This is a genomic window from Luteimonas sp. BLCC-B24 (assembly GCF_028550595.1).
GTDB lineage: Bacteria > Pseudomonadota > Gammaproteobacteria > Xanthomonadales > Xanthomonadaceae > Luteimonas.
In genome coordinates, this window is record NZ_JAQQGN010000002.1 from 444147 (window position 1) to 460318 (window position 16172).

Annotated in this window: 15 protein-coding genes, 2 tRNA genes and 1 pseudogene; 12 read left to right on the forward strand and 6 right to left on the reverse strand. The window is 69.1% G+C overall.

Features of this window, described 5'->3' with window-relative positions; genetic code table 11:
* Window positions 1-22 precede the first annotated feature (22 nt).
* From infC to PQS31_RS06410, 9 genes are all read left to right on the forward strand, one after another.
* A complete protein-coding gene (gene infC, locus PQS31_RS06370) occupies window positions 23-553 on the forward strand; it encodes a translation initiation factor IF-3 (RefSeq protein ID WP_336314341.1) in 531 nt (176 codons plus the stop codon).
* 371 nt (window positions 554-924) lie between these two features.
* Window positions 925-1122 carry a 50S ribosomal protein L35 gene (rpmI, locus tag PQS31_RS06375; RefSeq protein WP_055249161.1) on the forward strand — a complete coding sequence of 66 codons (198 nt, stop codon included), beginning with the start codon at window positions 925-927 and terminating at the stop codon, window positions 1120-1122.
* A 13-nt stretch (window positions 1123-1135) separates the two neighbouring features.
* Window positions 1136-1495, forward strand: a complete 360-nt coding sequence (gene rplT / locus PQS31_RS06380; RefSeq protein ID WP_272761829.1) for a 50S ribosomal protein L20 — start codon at window positions 1136-1138, stop codon at window positions 1493-1495.
* Between the two features lie 173 nt (window positions 1496-1668).
* Window positions 1669-2679, forward strand: a complete 1011-nt coding sequence (gene pheS, locus PQS31_RS06385) for a phenylalanine--tRNA ligase subunit alpha (protein ID WP_272761830.1) — start codon at window positions 1669-1671, stop codon at window positions 2677-2679.
* A 123-nt stretch (window positions 2680-2802) separates the two neighbouring features.
* On the forward strand, window positions 2803-5178 hold the full coding sequence (gene pheT, locus PQS31_RS06390; protein WP_272761831.1) for a phenylalanine--tRNA ligase subunit beta: 2376 nt from the start codon (window positions 2803-2805) through the stop codon (window positions 5176-5178).
* A 21-nt stretch (window positions 5179-5199) separates the two neighbouring features.
* Window positions 5200-5511 (forward strand): integration host factor subunit alpha, encoded by a 312-nt coding sequence (locus PQS31_RS06395; RefSeq protein ID WP_272761832.1) that lies wholly within the window; start codon window positions 5200-5202, stop codon window positions 5509-5511.
* Entirely contained in the window at window positions 5504-5860 is a 357-nt protein-coding gene (locus tag PQS31_RS06400; RefSeq protein ID WP_096209477.1) for a MerR family transcriptional regulator, read from the forward strand. Before PQS31_RS06395 ends, PQS31_RS06400 begins: the two co-directional genes overlap by 8 nt.
* A 50-nt stretch (window positions 5861-5910) precedes the next feature.
* Window positions 5911-5987, forward strand: a tRNA-Pro gene (locus PQS31_RS06405).
* A 222-nt stretch (window positions 5988-6209) separates the two neighbouring features.
* On the forward strand, window positions 6210-7268 hold the full coding sequence (locus tag PQS31_RS06410) for a TraB/GumN family protein (RefSeq protein ID WP_272761833.1): 1059 nt from the start codon (window positions 6210-6212) through the stop codon (window positions 7266-7268).
* A gap of 15 nt (window positions 7269-7283) precedes the next feature.
* Here PQS31_RS06410 and dxs read toward each other — a convergent pair whose 3' ends face one another.
* From dxs to PQS31_RS06435, 5 genes and pseudogenes are all read right to left on the reverse strand, one after another.
* Window positions 7284-9200: a 1-deoxy-D-xylulose-5-phosphate synthase gene (gene dxs / locus PQS31_RS06415; RefSeq protein WP_272761834.1), complete on the reverse strand. Its 1917-nt coding sequence runs from the start codon at window positions 9198-9200 to the stop codon at window positions 7284-7286.
* A 60-nt stretch (window positions 9201-9260) separates the two neighbouring features.
* Window positions 9261-10382 (reverse strand): hypothetical protein, encoded by a 1122-nt coding sequence (locus PQS31_RS06420; protein WP_272761835.1) that lies wholly within the window; start codon window positions 10380-10382, stop codon window positions 9261-9263.
* Between the two features lie 195 nt (window positions 10383-10577).
* Window positions 10578-11138: pseudogene (locus PQS31_RS06425) on the reverse strand (HNH endonuclease); the annotation flags it as partial.
* 247 nt (window positions 11139-11385) lie between these two features.
* Window positions 11386-13176: an acyl-CoA dehydrogenase C-terminal domain-containing protein gene (locus PQS31_RS06430; RefSeq protein WP_272761836.1), complete on the reverse strand. Its 1791-nt coding sequence runs from the start codon at window positions 13174-13176 to the stop codon at window positions 11386-11388.
* A 74-nt stretch (window positions 13177-13250) separates the two neighbouring features.
* Window positions 13251-13724 carry an LEA type 2 family protein gene (locus PQS31_RS06435; protein WP_272761837.1) on the reverse strand — a complete coding sequence of 158 codons (474 nt, stop codon included), beginning with the start codon at window positions 13722-13724 and terminating at the stop codon, window positions 13251-13253.
* A 144-nt stretch (window positions 13725-13868) separates the two neighbouring features.
* Here PQS31_RS06435 and PQS31_RS06440 point away from each other — a divergent pair.
* From PQS31_RS06440 to PQS31_RS06450, 3 genes are all read left to right on the forward strand, one after another.
* Window positions 13869-13944 (forward strand) — tRNA-Phe (locus tag PQS31_RS06440).
* A 123-nt stretch (window positions 13945-14067) separates the two neighbouring features.
* Complete coding sequence (locus PQS31_RS06445; protein ID WP_272761838.1) at window positions 14068-15333, forward strand: cation:proton antiporter; 1266 nt, start codon at window positions 14068-14070, stop codon at window positions 15331-15333.
* An 87-nt stretch (window positions 15334-15420) separates the two neighbouring features.
* Window positions 15421-15921, forward strand: a complete 501-nt coding sequence (locus tag PQS31_RS06450; RefSeq protein ID WP_272761839.1) for a DUF6491 family protein — start codon at window positions 15421-15423, stop codon at window positions 15919-15921.
* On the opposite strand, the gene PQS31_RS06455 is transcribed toward PQS31_RS06450, so the two are convergent.
* On the reverse strand, window positions 15897-16172 hold the full coding sequence (locus PQS31_RS06455) for an oxidative damage protection protein (protein ID WP_272761840.1): 276 nt from the start codon (window positions 16170-16172) through the stop codon (window positions 15897-15899). The genes PQS31_RS06450 and PQS31_RS06455 overlap by 25 nt on opposite strands.

The window sequence follows — 16172 nt, forward strand, 5'->3', positions numbered from 1 at the left end:
GGCATGTTCCACACTGGAGAAACTGAGCATTAGCACCCTGGACAAACAGAACCGCCGCAACAGTGATATCCGCGTTCCGCGGGTTCGCGTCATCGGCTCCGACGGCGAGATGATCGGCGTGCTGTCGCGCGACGACGCGCTGCGCGCCGCCGAGGAGGAAGGTCTCGACCTGGTCGAGATCCAGCCGAACGCGGATCCGCCGGTCTGCAAGATCATGGACTTCGGCAAGTTCAAGTTCGAGATGCAGAAGAAGGCCAACGAGGCCAAAAAGAAGACCAAGCAGCAGGAGATCAAGGAACTCAAGTTCCGGCCGGTCACCGACGAGGGCGACTACCAGATCAAGCTGCGCAAGATGCGCGGGTTCCTCGAGGACGGCGACAAGATCAAGGTCAACATCCGCTTCCGTGGCCGCGAGATGAGCCACCAGGAGCTGGGCCGCGAGATGGCCGCCCGCATCGAGGCCGATCTCGGCGAGGACATCGTCATCGAATCCCGTCCGCGCCTCGAAGGCCGGCAGATGGTGATGATGATCGCGCCGAAGAAGAAGACCTGATCCCGCGGCCTTCGGGCCGGGATCGACGGAAGAGGCGCGGCGCGAGCTGCGCCTTTTTCGTGGCCGACGCGCCTGCTGCGCCTGAACCGTGCGGTCGCGCCAGGCCGGACGGCCGGGCCGTTCGCCGCCCTGCCGGCCGGCGTGCAGGCCCCCGGACCCCGCAGGCGGGGGCGCCAAACCGATGATTTGCAAGCCGAAGCCGCCCCCGGCATAATGCGCGGCTCCCGGTTCGCCGGGTGGCATCACCTACATTCCAGGACCGGCTTGGATCCCTCCGGGATCAGAGGCTTGAACATTGGCATGGGCAGGATGGAAAGCGTGGCGCAAGCCACCGCCCGGTCAGTACACGTATCCTCAAAAGGACTCTCGCAATGCCCAAGATCAAGACGCACCGGGGCGCCGCCAAGCGGTTCCGGAAGACCGCGTCCGGCAAGTACAAGGCCGGCCACGCCAACCGCAGCCACATCCTCACCAAGAAGGCCACCAAGCGGAAGCGCAACCTTCGTCAGACGAACCACATCCCGGCGTGCGACTCCGGTCGTCTCGACCGCATGCTGCCGTATCTCTGAGGAGGACTGAACCATGGCACGAGTCAAGCGTGGCGTTCAGGCGCGCCGCCGTCACAAGAAGGTTCTCGGCCGCGCGAAGGGCTATTACAACGCCCGTCGCAAGGTCTTCCGCGTCGCCAAGCAGGCCGTCATCAAGGCCGAGCAGTACGCGTACATCGGTCGCAAGCGCAAGAAGCGCGATTACCGTTCGCTGTGGATCACGCGTATCAACGCGGCCGCACGTCTGAACGGCATCAGCTACAGCCGCTTCATGAACGGTCTGCTGAAGGCCGGCATCACGCTGGACCGCAAGGTCCTGGCCGACATCGCCGTGCACGATGCTGCCGCCTTTACCGCGCTCGCCGACAAGGCGAAGGACGCGCTGGCAGCCTGAGGCTGCTGTCTCCACCGTAAAGCGGCACCGGCCGCCGGATGAACCCGGCGGTCGAACGTGGGGAAGGGCGCAAGTCCTTCCCCATTGTTGTTTGTGGGACCGGGCCGTCCGCGCACGCGAGTGCCGCCGCGGCCGCGCTTCCTCGACCTCCTCAGTGACGGGCACGCAGTGCGATGAGCGAAATCGATTCCCTTTCGAACCAGGCGCTGGCCGATATCGAGGCCGCGGCGACGCCCGAGGCGCTGGATGCGTTGCGTGTCGCGCTGCTCGGCAAGAGCGGCCGCATCACCGCCCAGCTCAAGGCGCTCGGCACGCTGCCGGGTGACGAGCGCAAGGCGGCGGGCGAAGCGATCAACCGTGCGCGCGATGCGATCGGCGCTGCGCTCGCGGCGCGCAAGACCGCGCTCGATGACGCCGCACTGGACGCGAAGCTCGCCTCGCAGACGCTGGACGTCACTCTCCCGGGGCGCAACGGCGCGCGCGGCGGCGTGCATCCGATCAGCCGCACCCTCGAGCGCATCGCGGACATCTTCGGGCGGCTCGGCTACGAACTCGCCGACGGCCCCGAGATCGAGGACGACTGGCACAACTTCGAGGCGCTGAACTTTCCGCCGCACCACCCTGCGCGTGCGATGCATGACACGTTCTATTTTCCGCCCGACGGCGCCGGTGTCGCGCGTCTGCTGCGCACGCACACCTCAGGCGTGCAGGTGCGCTACATGGGCGCGCATGCGCCGCCGCTGCGGATGATCGCGGCCGGCAAGGTCTATCGTTCCGACAGCGACCAGACCCATTCACCGATGTTCCATCAGGTCGAGGGCCTGCTGGTCGACGAGCACGCGACCTTCGCCGACCTCAAGGGCACGTTGAGCGAATTCGTCCGCGCGTTCTTCGAGCGCGATTTCGAGATGCGCTTCCGCCCCAGTTACTTCCCGTTCGTCGAGCCCGGTGCCGAAGTCGACATCGCCTGGCAGCAGGCCGACGGCAGCACGCGCTGGCTCGAGGTGCTGGGCTGCGGCATGGTCCATCCGAACGTGCTCAAGGCGGCCGGCATCGACCCCGAGCGCTACACCGGCTTCGCCTTCGGCCTCGGCGTCGAGCGCTTCGCGATGCTGCGCTACGGCGTCGACGATCTGCGTGCGTTCTTCGACAACGATGTGCGGTTCCTCAGGCAGTTCGCCTGAGGGCGGTGATTGGTGATTCGTGATTGGTGATTCGAAACAGAGGATCACGCACACGGTCACCGATCGCGGGAGCGCCGCTCCGTCGAATCACCAATCACGAATTACGAATCACGGAATTTCAGCATGAAATTCAGCGAAAACTGGCTGCGCCAGCACGTCGAGACCGACGCCACCCGCGAGCAGCTGGCGGCGACGCTGACGGCGATCGGTCTGGAGGTCGAAGAGATCACGCCGCTGGGCGAGCGGCTGGACGGCGTCGTCGTCGCGCGCATCGTCTCGGCCGAGAAACACCCCGAAGCCGATCGGCTGCAGGTGTGTCAGGTCGACGCGGGCGGGCAAACGCTGCAGATCGTCTGCGGTGCACCCAACGCGCGTCCGGGGCTGGTCGCGCCGCTGGCGACGATCGGCACGACGGTGGGCGAGCTGACGATCAGGGCCGCGAAACTGCGCGGCGTCGACTCCAACGGCATGCTGTGTTCGGCCAAGGAACTCGGCATCGACGCGGATGCATCCGGGCTGCTGGAACTGCCCGACGATGCGCCGGTCGGCGCGCCGCTGGCGGACTATCTCGGCCTGCCCGACGCCGCGTTCGAGCTGAAGCTCACGCCGAACCGTGCCGACTGTTTCGGCGTGCGCGGAATCGCGTTCGATGTCGCCGCCGCATTCGGCAGCCAGGTGGTGCCGCTCGACGCGGCCCCGGTGGCCGCGCAGTCCGATGCGCAGCTGGCGGTGACGCTCGACGCCGGCGCGGATGCGCCGCGTTACCTCGGCCGCGTGATCGACGGGGTCGACGCGACGCGTCCGACGCCGGTATGGATGGCCGAGCGCTTGCGGCGCAGCGGCATCCGCCCGGTCAGCTTTCTCGTCGACGTCACCCAGTACGTGATGCTGGAACTCGGCCAGCCGATGCACGCCTTCGACCGCGATCTGCTCACTGGTCCGGTCGGCGTGCGCCGCGCGCGCGCGGGCGAAACCCTGACCCTGCTCGACGGCCGCGACGTGACCCTGGACGAGCAGTTCCTCGCGATCACCGACGCCGACCGCGTCGTCGCACTGGCGGGCGTGATGGGCGGTTTCGACACGCGCGTGACAGACGCCACCCGCACCGTGTTTCTCGAATCCGCACATTTCGCGCCGGACGCGATCATCGGCCGCAGCCGCCGTCTCGGCCTGCACACCGATGCCGCGCACCGTTTCGAGCGCGGCGTGGATCCCGAGCTGCCGCGCACGGCGATCGAGTACGCCACGCGGCTGATACTCGACGTTGCCGGCGGCGTACCCGGCCCGGTCATCGCCGCGGAACTGGATGCGCATCTGGCACGGCCGCGCGTGATCGCGCTGCGCCGTGCGCGTCTGGCGCGCGTGCTCGGCCTGGCCGTCGACGATGCCGAGGTCGAGCGCATCCTGCGCGCGCTGGGGCTGGGCGTCGAGGGCGATGCCGAGGGCTGGCAGGTCACGGCACCCACCCGGCGCTTCGACCTGGCGATCGAGGAGGACCTGATCGAGGAGATCGTGCGCATCCACGGCTACGACCGCGTGCCGACCACCTTGCCCGGCGGCGCGACGCGTATCGCCGCGCCCAGCGAGACCCGGGTTGCCGAGGCCGAGCTGCGCCGGCAGATGGTCGCCCGCGACTGCCTGGAGACCGTCAACTTCGCGTTCGTCGACGCGCGCCTGCTCGCGGCGTGGAACGCCGATGCCGACAGCGTGCCGCTGGCCAACCCGCTGAGCGGCGAGCTCGGTGTCATGCGCACCGCGTTGCTGCCCGGTCTGGTCGCCACGCTGGGCCGCAACCTCGCGCGCCAGCAATCGCGCGTGCGTCTGTTCGAGCTGGGCAAGGTGTTCAATAGGGCGCCCGAGGGCGACCGCGCGCCGATCGAAACCCTGCGCGTGGCGGCTGCGATCGTCGGCGACGCCGCCGCCGAGCAGTGGGGCGAGGCCGCGCGCCCGGCCGACTACTTCGATCTCAAGGGGGATCTCGAAGCGCTGGCCGCCGTCGCCGGCGCGCGTCTTGCGTTCACGCGCTCGAGCGCGCCGCACGGGCATCCCGGGCGTTCGGCCGACGTGCTGCGCGACGGTGTGCGCGTGGGCTGGATCGGCGAGCTGCATCCGCGCCTGTTGCGTGCACTGGACATCGAGCAGCCGGTGGTCGCGTTCGAACTCGACGCCGAGGCGCTGCAGGCACGCCCCCTGCCGCGGCTTTCGCCCCTGTCGAAGTTCCCGTCGGTCCGTCGTGACCTCGCGATCGTCGCGCCCGAGGCCGTGGACTGGGCGGCGCTCGAGGCCACCGTGCGCGCGGCAGCCGGTCCGCTGTTGACCGGAATCCGGCTGTTCGACCGTTATGCCGGCAAGGGGGTCGAATCCGGTTTCAGGAGCCTCGCCATGGGCTTGATTCTGCAGGAAAATTCCCGCACTCTGACCGACCGCGACGTGGATGCCGTCGTGGCGGATGTGGTCGCCGCGCTGGGTCGCGAACACGGCGCGGCGCTGCGGAGTTGAGGTCTCACAGGGGATAGCGGCGTGGCGTTGACGAAGGCGGACATGGCCGAAAAGCTCTACGAGGAAGTCGGGCTGAACAAGCGCGAGGCGAAGGAGTTCGTCGACGCCTTCTTCGACGTGCTGCGCGAGGCGCTGCAGCAGGGCCGCCAGGTCAAGCTGTCGGGCTTCGGCAATTTCGACCTGCGCCGCAAGAACGAGCGCCCGGGCCGCAACCCCAAGACCGGCGAGGAGATCCCGATCTCCGCGCGCACGGTGGTGACCTTCCGCCCGGGCCAGAAGCTCAAGGAGCGCGTCGAGGCCTACACCGGCACGGTGGGAACGGCCCATGCTTGATCCGGGCAGCAATCGCGAACTTCCGCCGATTCCGGCCAAACGCTACTTCACCATCGGCGAGGTCAGTGAGCTGTGCGACGTCAAGCCGCACGTGCTGCGCTACTGGGAAACCGAGTTTCCCAGCCTCGAGCCGGTGAAGCGTCGCGGCAACCGCCGTTACTACCAGCGTCACGACGTGCTGATGGTCCGCCAGATCCGCGGGCTGCTCTACGAGCAGGGCTACACGATCGGCGGCGCGCGTCTGCGCCTGGAGGGCGAGGGCGCCAAGCAGGAGTCGGCATTGAGCAACCAGATCGTGCGCCAGGTGCGCATGGAACTCGAGGACGTGCTGCAGCTGCTGAAGCGCTGAGCACGCAGGCATGGGCGAAACGCCCGCATGCCGGTATAATTTCCGGATTCCGGGGTATAGCGCAGCCTGGTAGCGCACTTGTCTGGGGGACAAGTGGTCGTCGGTTCAAATCCGGCTACCCCGACCATACTTCGAAGGCCCGCCATGTGCGGGCCTTCGTCGTTGTGCGACGTCGTGTCCGAGGCCGGTCATCCGGGAAGCGCAGTGACGGTGGCCCCCGCGCCGCCCGCATGACGAAGCGCCCTTGCGCGGGCTCGAACGCCATCGTATTAGTCGCGCTCCAACCCGGAGGCGCGTACAGATGATGCGGATGACACGGAAGGCCTGGCATGTCGCGGTTCTCCTTTGCATGGCGACCGCGGCATCGGCGCAGGCGCCGGTGGCGGACCAAGCCCCGGCCGGACCGCCGGGTGATGGCGGTGCCATCGTCGACATGAACGTGGTCGTGGTGTCCGGCTTCCAGCCCGGCCCCGGGCTGTGGCGCGTGCGTCGCGGGGAGAACACCCTTTACATCCTCGGCACGCAGTCGCCGCTGCCGAAGGCGATGACCTGGCGGTCGGACGAGGCGCGCGAGGTGCTGGCCGAAGCCGGGGCCGTCCTCGGACCGCCGGGCGTCGTGGTCGGCCGGGATATCGGTGTATTCCGGGGGCTGACGATGCTGCCGGCGGCGATGCGCGCGGTGCGGAATCCCGACGGCGCCACGCTCGACGAACTGCTGCCGGCGGATGTCTACCAGCGCTGGTCGGTGCTCAAGGCGCGCTACATCGGGCGCGACCGCGGCATCGAGCGCAAGCGCCCGGCGATCGCGGTGCACCAGCTCTATCGCGCCGCGCTCGATGCCAACGGCCTGCGCGAGGGCGGCGTGGTCGCGCCGGTGATCAACGAGGTGCTCAAAGCGCGCGGCATGGAGCTCACGTCGACGACGCTCGAGATCAAGCTCGACGATCCGCGCGCGGCCCTCGCCGATTTCCGCAAGGAAGGCATGAAGCCCGAGGACGTGGCCTGCGTGCGCGACACGCTCGACCTCATCGAACGCGGCCTGCCCCAGGTGGCTGCACGCGCGAACGCCTGGGCGGTCGGCGATCTCGACGTGCTACGGGCGACGGCCGGCTACGGCAGTCAGGTGCAGGCCTGCCTGTCGTCCTTCCTGCAGACCGAAACCGCCCGAAAACGCGGACTCGACGGACTCGAAGCGCAGGTGCGTGCGCACTGGGTGGCGGCGGCGGATGCCGCGCTCGCCACGCACCGCGTCTCGTTCGCGACCCTCTCGGTCAACGACCTGCTCGGCGCGTCGGGCTTTCTGGCGGCGCTGCGCCCGCGGGTGGACGCAGTACTGGCACCGGATGAGGCCGATGCCGTCGAAGACGACAGCGAGAGCGAGGGGACGCCCGGCGCCGCGGCGCCTTGATCCGGCCCGGCCCGGTCAGCCGGCCGCGGCCTGGTCGCCGAGGGCCGGGCGCGCCGACAGATCCGGCCAGCGTGCGAGCACCGCGCGTCGAATGCCGGCCGGATCCAGCCCGGCTTCGGCGAGCAGATCCTCGCGGCTGGCGTGATGCTGGAACGCGTCGGGCAGGCCGAGATGCAGCACCGGCATCACGAGGCCTTCGGCATTCAACAGCTCGGCGACGCCCGAGCCGGCGCCCCCGGCCACGACGTTGTCTTCCAGCGTCACGAAGGCGTCGTGGTCCCGGGCCAATTCGAGCAGCAGCGCGCGGTCGAGCGGGCGGATGAAGCGCATGTTGACCACGGTGAGATCGAGTTCGGCGCCCACCTGCTCGGCCGCCGGCACGATCGCGCCGAAGGCGAGCAGGGCCACGCGACGGCCACGGCGGCGCAGATCCGCCTTGCCGATCGGCAGCGTCTCCAGCCGGCTCTGCAGCGCGACACCCGGACCCGTGCCGCGCGGATAGCGCACTGCAGCCGGCCCCTCGTGACGGAACCCGGTCGTGAGCATCATCCGGCATTCGGCTTCGTCGGCCGGCGCCATGACGACCATGTTCGGCACGCAGCGCAGGAAGCTCAGATCCAGATTGCCGGCGTGGGTGGCGCCGTCGGGACCGACGACGCCGCCGCGGTCGATCGCGAACAGCACGTCGAGCTTCTGCAAGGCGACGTCGTGGACCAGCTGGTCGTAGGCGCGCTGGAGGAATGTGGAATAGATCGCCACCACCGGTTTGGCGCCCTCGCAGGCCATGCCGGCCGCCAGGGTGACCGCATGCTGTTCGGCGATCGCGGTGTCGAAATACCGCTGCGGGTATTCCTTCGAAAAGCGGACCAGGCCCGAGCCCTCGCGCATCGCCGGCGTGATGCCGAGCAGGCGGTCGTCGGCCGCGGCCATGTCGCACAGCCATTCGCCGAACACATCGGTGTAGGTGGGCTTCTTGACCCCGCCGGCCTTGGCCACGACGCCCAGGCTGGGATCGAACGGCGAGACCGCGTGATAGCCGATCTGGTCACCTTCGGCGAGCTCGTAGCCCTTGCCCTTGGTGGTGATCACGTGCAGCAGCTGCGGCCCCTTGAGGCCCTTGAGCGTCTTCAGCGTCTCGACGAGCGCCTTGACGTCGTGACCGTCGATCGGGCCCGTGTAGTGGAAGCCCATCTCCTCGAACAACGTGGAGGGCACGAACATGCCCTTCCAGTGCTCCTCCCAGCGGCGCACGAACTTCGCGGTCGGGGTGTTCTTGTCGCCGAGCAGCTTCTTGCCGCTCTCGCGCAGCGCGTTGAGCGTGCGGTTGCCGGTGGCGCGGCCGAGCATCTTGGTCAGGCCGCCGACGGCTTCGCTGATCGACATGCGGTTGTCGTTGAGGATCACCAGCACGTCGGGTTCGGGCTCCATGCCGCCGGCGTGGTTCAGGGCCTCGTAGGCCATGCCGGCGGTCATCGCGCCGTCGCCGATCACGGCGATCACCCGGCGGCTGTTGCCGGCGTGTGCGTTCGCCACCGCCATGCCGAGTGCGGCCGAGATCGACGTCGACGAGTGCCCGACGCCGAAAGTGTCGTATTCGGATTCCTCACGCTTGGGAAACGGCGCGACGCCGTCCTTCTGCTTGACCGTGTGGATCTGGTCGCGCCGGCCGGTGAGGATCTTGTGCGGATAGGTCTGATGGCCGACGTCCCAGACGATCCGGTCATCCGGCGTTTCGTACAGGTAATGAAGCACGGTCGTCAGTTCGATCACGCCGAGGCCGGCGCCGAAATGGCCACCGCTCTTGCCGACGGACTCAATGAGATAGGCGCGCAGCTCGTCGACGATCGCGGGGAGTTCGGATTCTTCGAACTGGCGCAGGTCGGACGGCGCGTCGATGCGCGAAAGGCGCGGATAGCGCGTGGAATCGATCATCCCGCCATTGTACGGCCTGCCCTCATGCGGGCGTCATCGCGCCGTCATACGGACGCTGTCTCAGCGCCCGCGAAGACGCGAAAAAAAGCCGCTCTTGCCCGAATCGGCCGGTTCCGGCGGCGTCTCGACGAAGGGTTCGGCATACCCGGTGGCGAGGTTCGCATTCACGAACCGGTGGATCTCCTCGGCCGGCAACCCGCTGGCACTCGCGATTTCCGACAGCGTGGCCGGGCCCTTCATCATCGCGGTCGCGATACGGAAATGGCGCGGGTATTCGCGTTCGGTCTGTGGCCACTTGTTCAGTGTGTAGCGCGCATCGGGGTCGTAGCCCGGTGCCAGCCCGCCGTCACCGGCCAGCAGGGCGCCCAGCCAGTGCAGGCGCGACAGCGGCTGCGCCGGGCCCGTGGCCGGGGCGTCGAGCACCCAGGCGTCGTCGGCGACCGCTTCGAACGCGGCGCGGGGGACGGGCGCCTCGAAGTACTGGGTCAACGGTTTCAGGGTGGACGGGCCGTGATACTGGCGGGCGTCGAAATCGATGAGAAGCGTCGGCCCGGTGGCGTTCCGGTAGCGGAAGCGGCCACGCATCGCGGGATCGGCGATCCAGTCGACCATCGGGCGTTCGCCGTCCGGCGCAGCGGGCGCGGCACCGGCGCTGACCGGAGGGGCTGCGCCGACCGGCGACACGCTCGGGGCCTGCGTGGGCGTGGCGGTCGCGGTTGGCCGTGGCGCCTCGGCCGTGACGGCGACGGGGCTGTCGTCTTCCGACCGGGTGCCCGGAGCGGGCGCCGGCGCGGACGGTTCGGGAGCCGCAGTCACCGGCGGCACCTGCGCCGGAGGCGACGGCGCGGACGGCGATGCACCGGCCAGCGTGATCCCGCTGCTCTCGGCGATCTCGCGCAACAGGCCGACGATGGCCTGCTCGTCGAACGGCCGACCGAGCCTGAAATGGGTTTGCACCCGCGGCGCCGAGGTCAGGCCGATGACCTGCTTGCCGGCCGCATGCAGGCGCAGCCAGCTCATCGGGCCATACATGCTGTCCATGTCGACGATGACGTGTTGCGATTCGGACTCGGCCACCAGTGCGCAGGCGCCGTCCAACTGGGCGTTCGCGCCCGCGAACGCGGCGCGGAGCGCGGTCTCGGTGGCGCTGTCCATGCCGCTGAGGGCAATCGTCAATCGCATGCGGCTGTACCGTCGGAACAATGCGGCGAGTGTAACGAGCCGCGCCGCGCCCGTGGGTGATGCGGGCGCGGATTCGCGTGCCGGCCGGGTCCTCGCGCCTGCGCGCGGGGAAGTGCTGCATCGGAATACAAGGGGATCGCGTCTCTGCACCGCACGCGTCCGGGGCGTCGCGCCGCCGGGTGCGGTGCCGCGGCGTCAGGCGATCGCGGTGCGCCGCCGCTTGGGCAGGTGCGAGCGCAGGAAACTCATCTGGTCGGCCAGGATGCTGCGGTTGCTGAGGATCAGGTGTTCGATCCAGCTCGGCCGGAACGGTACCGCGAGCAAGGGCATCGAGGCCTGCTGCGGGGTGCGACCGCCCTTGCGCGAGTTGCAGTGCACGCAGGCCGAGACCACGTTTTCCCAGATGTCGAGACCGCCCTGCGACAGCGGGTCGACGTGATCCCGGGTCAGCAGCTGGCGGCTGAAATGCCGGCCGCAATAGAGGCACAGCGACTGGTCGCGCGCGAACAGCGCGGTGTTGGTCAACGCGGGCGTGGGGTCGATCGCCGAGGCGCGCACGTGGCTGCGGCCGGCGATGATCGGATGCAGGTCCATGCGGCTTTGCCGGCCGGTCTCGCGGGACAGGCCGCCGTAGAGCGTGATGCAGGGTTCGCCGAGCGTCCAGGCGACCGCGCCGCGCGCGTAGAGACAGGCCGCGTCCTGCCAGCTGATCCAGTTCAGGGCGCGCCCGTGCGCGTCGAGTGCGAGCAGGCGGACGCCGTCGCGTCGCGTGCGTGGGCGGGTGTCGGAGGAGAGGTCGGGAACCGGCGCCGTTGCGGAACCGGTGGGGACGTGGCGGTGAGGCGCGCGATCGGTCTCCATCGGGGATCGAGCATATACCCGATCCATGACGGTTTGTGCAATCGGTCTCGTGCCAGCCGGCGCGCGCATGCGGCGAGCGCACCACGTGCCTCCCGCCGCCTGGTGAGGGTCGGCGGGAGACGCCGTGCCGGCGCGCGGCGCGTCAGCTGTCGAAGGCCTCGTCGGCGACCGACAGCAAGGTGGCCGGCCCGCTCTCGATCGCGGCCGCATGCCCGAGCGTGCGCGGCAGGATGCGCGCGAAATAGAAGCGCGCGGTCTCGCGCTTGCCGGCCTTGAACGTTTCCGAACGCGACGACGCGTCGGCGACCGCCACGCTGCGCGCCCACCAGTAGGCGAGGGCGACGTAGCCGGAGAAGAACAGGTAGTCGTGCGCCGCGGCGCCGATTTCTTCCGGATCCGCCGCCGCGCGCTCGGCGATGGCTGCGGTCAGCTGCTGCCACTGCGCCGCATGCGCGCGCAGCGGGGCGATGAATTCGGCGAGACCCGGCGCGCCGTCGTGCTCGCGGCAGAAGGCCTCGATCATGCCGAGGAACACGCGCAGCCCGGCGCCCTGCAGCTGCATGGTCTTGCGGCCCATCAGGTCGAGCGCCTGGATGCCGGTGGTGCCTTCGTACAGCGTGGTGATGCGCGCATCGCGCGCGAGCTGTTCCATGCCGTGCTCGGCGATGTACCCGTGGCCGCCGTAGCACTGCAGCGCGTGATAGGTGCATTCGTTGCCCCACTCGGTGAGGCAGCCCTTGACGATCGGCGTGAGGAAGCCGAGCAGGTCATCGGCCTGCTTGCGCGCGGCGGGGTCCTGCGCGCGCTCGGCGCTGTCGACCAGCGAGCCCGCGTGGTAGGCCAGCAGCCGGCCGCCTTCGGTCAGCGCCTTGCAGGTCAGCAGCATGCGCCGCACGTCGGGCTGGACGATGATCGGATCGGCCGGCTTCGACGGCAGCTTGGCGCCCGACAGCGCGCGCGACTGCAACCGCTCGCGCGCGTAGCGCAGTGCGTTCTCGTAGGCGCGGGTGGCGAGGCCGAGGCCCTGCACGCCGACGCCGAGCCGCGCGGTGTTCATCATCGTAAACATCGCCATCAGGCCCTTGTGCGGCTGGCCCACGAGATAGCCCTCGGCGCCGTCGAAGTTCATCACGCAGGTCGCCGAGCCGTGGATGCCCATCTTGTGTTCGACCGCGCCGCAGCGCACCGCGTTGCGCTCCCCGAGCGTGCCGTCGCGGGCCACGCGCACTTTGGGCACGACGAACAGCGAGATGCCGCGGCTGCCCTCCGGTGCGTCCGGCAGGCGGGCGAGGACGAGGTGCACGATGTTGTCGGTGAGATCGTGCTCGCCGGCGGTGATGAAGATCTTGGTGCCGGTGATCGCGTAGCGGTCGTCACCGAGCGGTTCGGCGCGGGTCTTGAGCAGGCCGAGATCGGTGCCGCACTGCGGCTCGGTGAGGCACATGGTGCCGGTCCAGGTGCCGGCGATCAGCGGCTTGAGGAAGACCTCCTTCTGCCAGGCCTCGCCGTGATGATGCAGCGCGTTGACCGCGCCGTGCGACAGCAGCGGAAAGTTGCTCCAGGCGAGGTTCGCCGCGTCGATCATCTCTTCCAGGCAGATGCCCACCGCATGCGGCATGTTCATGCCGCCGAATTCGGCGGGCGCGCTCATGCCGGTCCAGCCGCCGTCGGCGAACTGGTCGTAGGCGGCCTTGAAGCCGTCGGGCGTGGTGACCGCGCCGGTGGCCTTGTCGAAACGCACGCCCTGTTCGTCGCCGATGCGATTGAGCGGGGCGAGCACGGTTTCGCACATGCGTGCGCATTCGTCGAGCACGGCATCGACGGTCTCGCGGTTGGCGTCTTCGAAGCCGAGCGATGCGAACAGCGGCGTGACCTGCAGCACGTCGTGCAGGGCGAAGCGGATGTCGTTCAACGGGGCGGTGTAGGTGCTCATGGGGTCGGCTCGTGGTCGGTGCGCGCGGCGATGTGCGCGGCGCGGAATGAATCGGAAACGATGGCGTCAGGGAATCAGCGCATCACGCCGGGCAGGCCCGGCACCGGGCTCAATACGCTCGCGCGCCGGATGCGGTAGTCGCGTGCGCTGCCGCGGTCTTCGGGTGCGGCGCGCAGGGTGCCCTCGATGCGGTAGGCGAGCGTGCGGCCACCCGCCAGGGCGTCGGCCGCATGCAGGCGGGCCTGCGCGGAGGGCGTCAGCGTCAGCGTCAGCACGTCGGCCGATTCCGAGCCGATGGTCATCGGCGCGGTCGAACTCAGCGTGCCGGCGGATTCGTCGGCGATCTGCAAGTCGAGTTGCACCGAATCGAAGCGCATCGGAATGCTGCTGTAGTTCTGCACACGCAGATCGACGGACCAGCTGCCGTCGGCGGCGACCGTGAGCTGCTGCAGGCTGGCCGCCGGTTCGGAGACGCGTCGCTGGCCGGTCGCGCAGGCGGCGAGCGCGCAGGTCACCAGCAGGATCGTCAGCAGCTTCCACGGCTTCATCGCAGGCTCCGTCGTCGTTGGGCGGACGCCGATGTTAGCGCGTCGCCGGCGGCGCCCGCGGTGTCGACGGGCGGTCTCCGCACGCGTGCGGTCGACAATGGTTGCCGTCTGCTCATTCGCCCCGTATCATGCGCCTCCCGCAGTGGCCGGGTAGCTCAGTTGGTAGAGCAGGGGATTGAAAATCCCCGTGTCGGGGGTTCGATTCCCTCCCCGGCCACCATTGCGACAAGGTTCGACGAGGCCCGCAGCGATGCGGGCCTCTTTTTTTTGATCCACGTGCCGCGCGGTGGCCGGAGGTGCGGGCTATCATCGCGCCGCGCCATCCGGGCGCCGGAGCTCCGCCGTGCCGACCGCCCAACTGTCCGTCTATTTCTTTCTCCAAGTCGCGGTGATCCTGCTGGTCTGCCGACTCGTCGGGCGGCTGGCGCAGCGGCTGGGGCAGCCCCAGGTGGTGGGCGAGATGATCGCCGGCGTCACGCTCGGCCCGTCGCTGTTCGGCTGGCTGCTGCCGGACCTGCAGGCGGCGCTGTTTCCGGCGCAGACGCTGGACACGCTGTACGTGTTCGCGCAGTTCGGCGTCGGCTTCTACATGTTCCTGGTGGGCACCGAGTTCCGCGGCGACCATTTCCGCAGCCGTGCACGGGGCGCCTTCATGGTGTCGGTGGCGGGCATCGCGGTGCCCTTCGCGCTGGCGTTTCTGATCACGCCGTGGCTGATCGGGATGCCGAACCTGTTCTCGGACACGATCAAGATGTCCGATGCGGCCCTGTTTCTCGGCGCGGCGATCGCGATCACGGCGTTTCCGATGCTCGCGCGCATCATCCACGAGCGCGGCCTGTCGGGCACGCCGATGGGCACGCTGGCGCTGACCGCGGGCGCGGTCGATGATGCGGCGGCCTGGTGCATTCTCGCCGTGGTGCTGGCGAGCTTCGGCGGCAGCTGGGACAGCGCCTGGCTCGCGATCGGCGGCGGCGTCGCCTATGCGGTGTTCATGCTGACCATCGGGCGCCGGATGCTGCGGCGCCTCGCCGACACCGTGCGTCCGGACGCGCCGCTCGGTTCGACGACGCTGGCCGTGGTGCTGATCCTGTTCTGCCTGAGCGCCTGGACGATGGACGCGGTCGGCATTCACGCGGTGTTCGGCGGCTTCCTGCTCGGTGCCTGCATGCCCAAGGGCGCGCTGGTGGAGAAGCTGCGCGCGATGCTGCAGCCCTTCGTCGTGGTGTTCTTCCTGCCGATGTTCTTCACGTTCTCCGGCTTGAAGACCAATCTCGGCATGGTGTTCGAACCGCAGATGCTGCTCGCCGCCGGTGCGATCCTGCTGGCGTCGTTCGCCGGGAAGGGGCTGGCCTGCTGGGGCGCGGCACGGCTCGCGGGTGAGAGCCCACGCGACGCCCAGGCGATCGGCGCGCTGATGAACGCACGCGGGTTGATGGAGCTGATCCTGATCAACATCGGTCTGCAGGCCGGCGTGATCAAGCCGGGCCTGTTCTCGATCCTGGTGCTGATGGCGATCGTGACCACGCTGATGGCGACGCCGCTGTTCAACTGGATCATGCGACGGCGCGCCGGGCCTGCGGGCGTCGGCACGCCGTCCAGCGCGAGTTAGCGCGCCGGGCGTCCGGCTCGCCCGGCCTTCATCGGGGGGCGCGCATCATCGCGCTCGACCCGCATGCGCGCTGCGCAGGAGTGCACGATGTCCGCTTCCACTGGAGTGCCGACCCGACCCTTGCTCGTTCGTCGTGTCGCCGCGATTCTCGCGGCCGCGGCTGTGCTCGCCGGCTGCGCCAGCCAGCGGCTGTCGGATGCCGACCGCTACGCGCTGTATGCGCAGCACGCCGGTGCCGAAGTCGACCACTTCCGTTATCTCGGCCGGATCAACGGCTGGACGCCGCTGGGCGACAGCGCGCTCGCGGTGTGGACACGGCCGGGCGAGGCCTGGTTGCTGGACCTCAGCGGCCCCTGTCAGGACCTGGAGTACACGCCCGCGATCGGGTTGACCAGCACGATGAGCCGGGTCAGCGCGCGCTTCGACCGGGTGCTGGTGCGCAGTCGCAGTTCGATCAACATCCCATGCCACATCCGCCGGATCCGTCCGCTGGATGTCGCGGCGATCCGCGAGGCGCAGCGCCGCAATCCCGAGGATGCGCCGTCGATGGACGAGCCTTCAGATCAGCTTCCGGATTCGGGCACGTAACCGGCGACGGTGCCGGTCTGGCGTTCGAACAGGTACTTGCGCATCTCCTCTTCGAGAAACGCGCGGTGCTTGGGGTCGAGCGGCGAGAGCCGGTTCTCGTTGATCAGCATGGTCTGGTGCGCCAGCCACCTCGCCCAGGCCGGCTTGCCGATCTCGGCGAAGACCTGCTTGCCGAGCGCGCCCGGCCAGGGCACGAAATCCAGGCCGTCGGTTTCGATCTGGTCGTGAACGCAGTACACGCGTCGGCTCAT